Source organism: Hoeflea sp., from assembly GCF_039975035.1.
Taxonomy (GTDB): Bacteria; Pseudomonadota; Alphaproteobacteria; order Rhizobiales; family Rhizobiaceae; genus Hoeflea.
This window is the reverse complement of record NZ_JBDWHW010000008.1, coordinates 22241-29284: the sequence shown is the minus strand read 5'-3', so window position 1 is coordinate 29284 and position 7044 is coordinate 22241. Positions and strand designations below refer to the sequence as shown.

The following is a 7044-nucleotide window of genomic DNA, read 5'->3' as shown; positions in this document are numbered from 1 at the left end:
CGCAAGCTCTTGTACTCGCTCAACAACTTGTGAGAACTCTTCCCCTTCAAGAATTGAACTGCACGCGAGACTGACAGATTTGGCGGGATCGACACCAGCATATGGATGTGATCCCGATTGATCGAGCCAGCATGAATATGGATCTCGTGTGAAATCGATATCTCACGCAACAGCTCACGGCAGCGGTTGCCAACATCGCCACCCAAAACCTCATATCTGTACTTCGTCGTCCAAACCAAATGGTACTTGCAGTCCCAAACAGTATGGCTCCCACGTTTGTTGAATTGCATCCAAGGATGCTACTGCATCCCGTCGCCTAAAGGCGAGGGGTTTACGGATCCCCTTAACGGGGACTCTAAAGCTCAAATTCTCGGGTAGTTCTTAGAAGTTTCTGAGCCAGCAACTCGTCAAGTAACTCCTCCAAATCAGCAGCAGCAGTGAACCCCTTTTCAAGGATCATTGGCTTTTTCAAGAGATTTCTTACTCTGACCATTCTGACGGGTGCTTATCGAACTGTAAAGGCATGGCGAGTTTCTGTCCCGCTTGCTCAGTAGGCATATTTCGCCAGTTCGTAGCGCTCCTCGGTGCAAATTGAGGTGGTCAAAGACAACATCGCCACGTTGCCCTTATCATCGCACTTCCCAACGATTCTACGGTATAAATCGGCCTGATTTGCTCTTGTACCGTATTTTGTACCGTATTTTGCCGTGGGCTACAGAGCTACAGCATGGGACGACATGGGACGGGAAATTAGATTTTTTGCGGAAAAATCCAACTTTTTCAGAGTGTTGTGAGACAACATGGGACCGTATGGGTCTGTCTGAAAAAGTGCGGTGGTGCCCAGAAGAGGACTCGAACCTCCACTCCCTTGCGAGAACTACGACCTGAACGTAGCGCGTCTACCAATTCCGCCATCTGGGCATTGGCGCGGATTTAGGGGGTCCGCGCGGCTGTGTCAACGCCTGAATGCAAAGCCGTCACAATTATCTCGCTCAAGCTCCCGATCGTCGGCATTTGGATGATGGTTTGCGCCTGGTCACGCAACGGTTGGCAAGCAAGATTCCGCCGATAGGGCTGGACCGGTTCGCTGCCCTGGCCTGTTCGCGCCACCGAATGTCGCGTTGTCCTGCTTCTCACAGCCGCTTGCCGGGATTAAGGATTCCTGATGAAATCCGAAACCTCGATCTCAGACGTAGCGCCACTGTCAGGTTCTTCTGCCTCCGCCCAGGCAGGGGGTGCGGACGCGAGAATTGGTGCCGGACTGGTGTTTGGCGCGGCGCTGCTGTGGAGTTTTGGTGGCGCCATCGCCCGCGGACTCGAGGTGATCGATCCGTGGACGATCATCGCCTGGCGCTCGATCTTCGCCGTGCTGTTCCTGATTGGCTTCATGCTCTGGCGTGATGGCGCTTCGGGCACCCTGCGGTTGTTCCGCACCATGGGGCTGCCCGGGCTTGGTGTCGCCCTGTGCGTGGCTGCAGCCACGACCTCCTTCGTGGTGGCGCTCAATTACACAAGTGTCGCCAACATCCTGCTGATGCAGGCCGGCGTGCCGCTGATCGCGGCCCTGCTCGGGGTGGTGTTCCTGCGCGAAGCGGTGGATGGCGTCACCTGGGCGGCGATTGTCGCCGTGATCGCCGGCATCGGCGTGATGGTATCGGATTCCTTTGCCGCCAGCGTCTCTTTTGTCGGCGACGGGCTGGCGCTGCTGATCGCAGTCGTGTTCGCCGCCGCCACCGTGATCACTCGACGCTATTCCGGCGTGCGGATGACGCCTGCGGCCTGCCTCGGCATCATGACCAGCGGCGCGGTCGGGTTGCTTCTGTCCTCGGGTCTGCGCGTCAGCCCGGCTGATTTGGGTTTGCTGGTGCTGTTTGGTGCGTTCACGCTGGGCTTCGGCATGGCCATGTTCGTGACCGGAGCGCGGTTGCTGCCCTCGGCGCTGGCCGCACTCATATCGACCATGGAGCCGGTGCTGGGACCGGTCTGGGTCTGGTTGATCCATGCCGAAGTACCGGCGCCCAGAACGCTGATGGGCGGCGGCGTGGTGTTTGTGGCGCTGGTCGGTCACATCCTCTGGCAATGGCGCCTGAGCCGTCGCACCGCGCTGCCACTGCCCAACTGAAGCGCCATTGGTGCAGCGCCCGGTTCGGGACCGGTGCTGCTTTCTCAGTCGCCGATCTTCAGCGCCTCGATGAAGGCTTCCTGCGGGATATCCACCTTGCCGAATTGGCGCATCCGCTTCTTGCCGGCTTTCTGCTTGTCGAGCAGCTTGCGCTTGCGCGTGGCATCGCCACCATAGCACTTTGCGGTCACGTCCTTGCGCATCGCCGAGATCGTCTCGCGCGCCACCACCTTGCCGCCGATGGCGGCCTGGATCGGGATCTTGAACATGTGCCGCGGGATCAGCTCTTTGAGCTTTTCGCACATCACACGGCCACGCTTTTCCGCAGCCGAGCGGTGCACCAGCATCGACAGCGCATCCACCGGCTCGTCATTGACCAGGATCGACATCCTGACCAGATCGCCCTCCTGATGGCCGGTGATCTGATAGTCGAAGCTGGCGTAGCCCTTGGAGATCGATTTCAGCCGGTCGTAGAAATCGAACACCACCTCGTTGAGAGGCAGTTGATAGGTCACCATCGCCCGCTTGCCGACATAGGAGAGATCGGTCTGAATGCCGCGCCGGTCCTGGCAAAGCTTCAGAATCGCGCCGAGATACTCGTCCGGCGTCAGGATTGTCGCCTTGATCCAGGGCTCCTCGATGCTCTTGATCTTGACCACATCCGGCATGTCGGCGGGGTTATGCAGTTCCACAACATCGCCATTGGTCATGTTGAGCCGGTAGACCACCGACGGTGCGGTGGCGATCAGGTCGAGATTGAACTCGCGTTCCAGCCGCTCCTGGATGATTTCCAGATGCAGAAGTCCCAAAAAGCCGCAGCGGAAACCAAAGCCAAGCGCTGCCGAAGTCTCCATTTCAAACGAGAAAGAGGCATCATTGAGCCTGAGCTTGCCCATGGCGGCGCGCAGTTCTTCGAAATCGGCTGCATCGACCGGGAACAGACCGCAGAACACAACGGGCTGCGCCGGTTTGAAGCCGGGCAGGGCATTCGCTGTCGGCCGCTTGTCTTCGGTGATGGTGTCGCCAACGCGGGTGTCGGCCACCTCCTTGATCGAGGCGGTAATAAATCCGATTTCACCGGGTCCGAGCGACTCCATTGCCACCAGTTTGGGGGTAATCACCCCGATCCGCTCAACCGTATAGCGGGCGTCGGTGCCCATCAGCCGGATTTGCTGGCCTTTTTTCATTTCGCCGTCGATGACCCGCACCAGCACGATGACGCCGAGATAGGTATCATACCAGCTGTCGACCAGCATTGCCTTGAGCGGATCCTTGACCGTGCCGCCCTTTGGCGCCGGCAGGCGCGTGACGATCGCCTCGAGCACATCGGGTATGCCGATGCCTGTCTTGGCCGAAATCATCACCGCGTCGGAGGCGTCAAGTCCGATCACCTCTTCAATCTGCTCCTTGATCCGGTCGGGTTCTGCCGCCGGCAGGTCGATCTTGTTGAGCACCGGCACGATCTCGTGGTCGGCATCAAGCGCGGCGTAGACATTGGCCAGCGTCTGCGCCTCGACGCCTTGGCTGGCGTCCACCACCAAGAGCGAGCCTTCACAGGCGCGGAGCGATCGCGACACTTCGTAGGCGAAGTCGACATGGCCCGGCGTGTCGATCAGGTTGAGCACATATGTCTCGCCGTCCTTGGCGATGTAATGCAGCCGGACCGTCTGGGCCTTGATGGTAATGCCCCGTTCTTTCTCGATGTCCATCGAGTCGAGCACTTGCTTGCTCATCTCCCGGTCAGCCAGGCCACCACAGGTCTGGATCAACCGGTCAGCGAGCGTCGACTTGCCATGGTCGATGTGAGCGACGATGGAAAAGTTGCGAATATGGGAAAGGGGCGTGTTTGTCATGGCTTGCGATTTAGCAGGACCGCAGGAAAAGGCAATCGTCGAAACCAGACTGCGTGCTTGACCCAGGCCTGCATTTGCCCCCGAGCATGTGTTTTCGAGCAGGATCCCGGGAGGGGCTCCGCCTTGCCGCGAACCGGAAATACACCAGCTGACCGCTTGAGCGGTTGATCCGGCATGACTATAAGCGTGCGGGCTGTCGTCGCCATGTTGTAAAAACCCCGACTGGCTGACTCTGGAAATACGGTCAACTGTATCAACCAATGAAAGCATACTTCATTGACCTGTGAACAGGAACTGACACATAACAGGGTATCGTCACTCAAGACACAATCATTTGGTAAGAAATTCTCATGATCCGGAAATTCATCGACTTTTGGATCCGGCCGACTTTCGATAACTACAGTTGGGTAAATCTGACATTTTATTGCACCAGTATTTGCCTGGGTGCCTTCCTCGGCAGCGTAGTATCCATATTCGTTGTTTCCGGAGGATTTTATTCAACGCTGCATCTTGCAACCAGACAGTTGAAATGGGCTTTGCCACGACCGGTCGAGATTGTTTTCCTGGCGTTCATCGGTTTTTTCGCGGCTGATCTGATTGCCGCACTCGTCAATCCCTCCCTCGTGGCGTTCAGGGAGGTTCTTGAAAATTTGCCGTTTCTCGGTTTTGCCGGAATATATTCGATCACCTTTGTCGATCGTGCGAAATTGCTTAAAACAGTCGAAGCCGCTGCAGCGGCGGCCTCGTTGCTGGCAATTCCCAGCATATTTCTTGTTTTCGGTTCTCAGGCCAGATCCGAGATGGCGGCAGGCAATCCGAGTGTGCTGGCCCTGTTAGCCGGAATTCTCTACATGCTCAACATGGGCGCGGCCGGCCGGCGCTGGGACCGTTCATCCCTGATATATCTGGCTGCTGCGGCATGTGCAGCCTATCTCGTCATACTGAGCGGGACGCGGGCAATGTGGTTGACGCTGATTCTGGTTCCATTGCTGAGCCTTTTGTTCCACCATCCCCTGAAGCGGATCCTGCTCGGACTTCCCATCCTGATTGCAGTGTTCGCGGGATCGACTGTTCTGCTTGCAAATTACTCACAGACATTTGAGTCCCGCATCCATGATGTCGCCGACGACATGGATGCCATCGTCTCCGGCGATATGTCGGGATCGCTGGGTCAGCGAATTCAAATCTATCAGGCCGGTTATGAACTGCTCCTCGAAAAACCGGTCTTCGGCTATGGTCCGGGAAACGAGCGGCAGGAAATTGCAGCAAGGACCCTGGCTCTGGGCGGAACCAGCATTTCCTACAGCCACGCCCATAATGCCGCATTGACCACCATGCTCCGTTCCGGACTGCTGGGACTTGTGGCGCTTGCCGCACTGGTGATTGTTCCGATAGTTCAGGCTTTCCGCGCCCGCAAGGATGAGATCGGAAGCGCCGGCTTCTTTGTCCTGAGTGGAACCATGCTTGTTTATCTCTGTTCGGGAGTCGTAGGCCTGATGTTGGGCCACGATATCCATGACACCGTCTTTATCTCGGCTTTGTGCTTTTCGCTCTATCTGGTATTCGGGCGCGCTGAACCGGCGACCGAAGCGACATGAAAGTGTCGATCCCCGGATGGGCAGGCGGTGCCCGCGTGTTGGTGGAGAATTGCTCTCGGGTTTTGCTCGGGCGCTCGGTCATGCAATGGTAAACACCGGTGATCATCGTGGTCAGCTCAGGCTCGGGCCAGGAAGGCAGGGTGGCTTGGCAACCAGCAATGCTGCCGGTTTGATCGTAGTAAAAAAGAGATGAAACAGGGACGCATAACCGGTCGTCCGGTTGGTCTGGAGGGCGCATGAAAATAGTTGTGACCGGCGCATCGGGTTTTGTCGGCCGCAATCTGTTGCCCTACCTGATCCGGCCCGGCGTTGAACTGTTGCTGGTGGGCAGGCATCCCGAGCAGTTATCGGAGAGGTTTCCCGAGCATCACACCTGTGGCTACGCCGACTTGAGCACCCGCGCATCAGGTTGGGACCAGCTGGTTCATCTGGCCGTGGTCAACACCAATTCCCAAGCCGGTGCGGATGAGTTCGCGGGTGTGAACGTGGATCTGCTGATGAATGTTGCCGAGACGGCCCGGCAGATCGGCATCAAGCGCTTTGTGAATATATCTTCGATCCATGCTCTGGATGAAGACAACCAGAGCCTTTACGCGGTGACCAAGCGGCAGGCCGCTCGCCGGCTGGCAGGCATGGCGGACATCGAAATCGTCACCGTCTATCTTCCGCTGGTCCATGGTGAGGGGTGGGCGGGCCGCCTGGACTGGCTGAACCGGGTCCCCAAGGCCTTCGCCCGCCCGCTCTTCGGTCTCGCCGCCGCCATGGCGCCGACGGTCGATGTGCGGCGGCTGGCTGAATTGCTCCTGTCGGACACGTTTCCCCGGCCGTTTCCGCCTGACGAGGTTGATGATTCTGTCTTGTCGGAACAGGTCCTGTCGGATGGGCAAAACGGAAATCCCTGGTATGGAGCAATCAAGCGTGCCGCGGATGTTGCCGTCGCGCTTGGCATTGTGCTGCTGTTCTGGTGGGTGCTGCTTCTGATCTGGGCGACCATTCGGCTGAGTTCGCCCGGACCGGGATTGTTCGCTCAAACCCGCATCGGCAAGGATGGCCGCGAGTTTACCAGTTACAAATTCCGCACGATGAAGACCGGGACGCCACAGGCCGGCACCCATGAGGTCTCGGCCAGCGCGGTCACGCCGGTCGGGAAATTCTTGCGTCGCACGAAACTCGACGAACTGCCGCAGATCTGGAACATCCTTCGCAATGAAATGAGCCTGATTGGTCCTCGACCATGCCTGCCCGTGCAAACCGAATTGATCGAGGCGCGCAGGAAGCTGGGCGTTCTGGATGTCAAACCAGGCATCAGCGGCCTGGCGCAGATCAACGGCATCGACATGAGCACTCCCTGGCGGCTGGCGAGCTGGGACGCCCGTTACATCTGCTTGCGTAGCCTCCCGTTCGATGCCCGGATCGCGCTCTCAACCGTCATGGGCAAGGGGCAGGGCGACCGGGTCACGAAATAGCCGCC

The 7044-nt window shown here is 58.1% G+C and carries 5 protein-coding genes and 1 tRNA gene; 3 read left to right on the top strand and 3 right to left on the bottom strand.

The features are described 5' to 3' along the window. A partial coding sequence (gene tnpA / locus ABJN75_RS00780) for an IS200/IS605 family transposase (protein ID WP_348435899.1) occupies positions 1-290 on the bottom strand: 290 nt, incomplete at its 3' end. Positions 291-834: 544 nt separating this feature from the next. Then, positions 835-921: transfer RNA gene (locus tag ABJN75_RS00775), tRNA-Leu, on the bottom strand. Positions 922-1165: 244 nt separating this feature from the next. Between ABJN75_RS00775 and ABJN75_RS00770 the strand changes: the two genes are divergently transcribed. Further along, positions 1166-2122, top strand: a complete 957-nt coding sequence (locus ABJN75_RS00770; RefSeq protein WP_348435897.1) for a DMT family transporter — start codon at positions 1166-1168, stop codon at positions 2120-2122. Positions 2123-2166: 44 nt separating this feature from the next. Here the strand turns inward: ABJN75_RS00770 and lepA are convergent, their stop codons facing one another. Continuing rightward, on the bottom strand, positions 2167-3975 hold the full coding sequence (gene lepA, locus ABJN75_RS00765) for a translation elongation factor 4 (RefSeq protein WP_348435896.1): 1809 nt from the start codon (positions 3973-3975) through the stop codon (positions 2167-2169). Between the two features lie 536 nt (positions 3976-4511). Here lepA and ABJN75_RS00760 point away from each other — a divergent pair. Both ABJN75_RS00760 and ABJN75_RS00755 read left to right on the top strand, forming a co-directional pair. Continuing rightward, a complete protein-coding gene (locus tag ABJN75_RS00760; protein WP_348435894.1) occupies positions 4512-5573 on the top strand; it encodes an O-antigen ligase family protein in 1062 nt (353 codons plus the stop codon). A gap of 236 nt (positions 5574-5809) precedes the next feature. Further along, positions 5810-7039 (top strand): sugar transferase, encoded by a 1230-nt coding sequence (locus tag ABJN75_RS00755; protein WP_348435892.1) that lies wholly within the window; start codon positions 5810-5812, stop codon positions 7037-7039. The last annotated feature ends 5 nt before the right edge of the window (positions 7040-7044 follow it).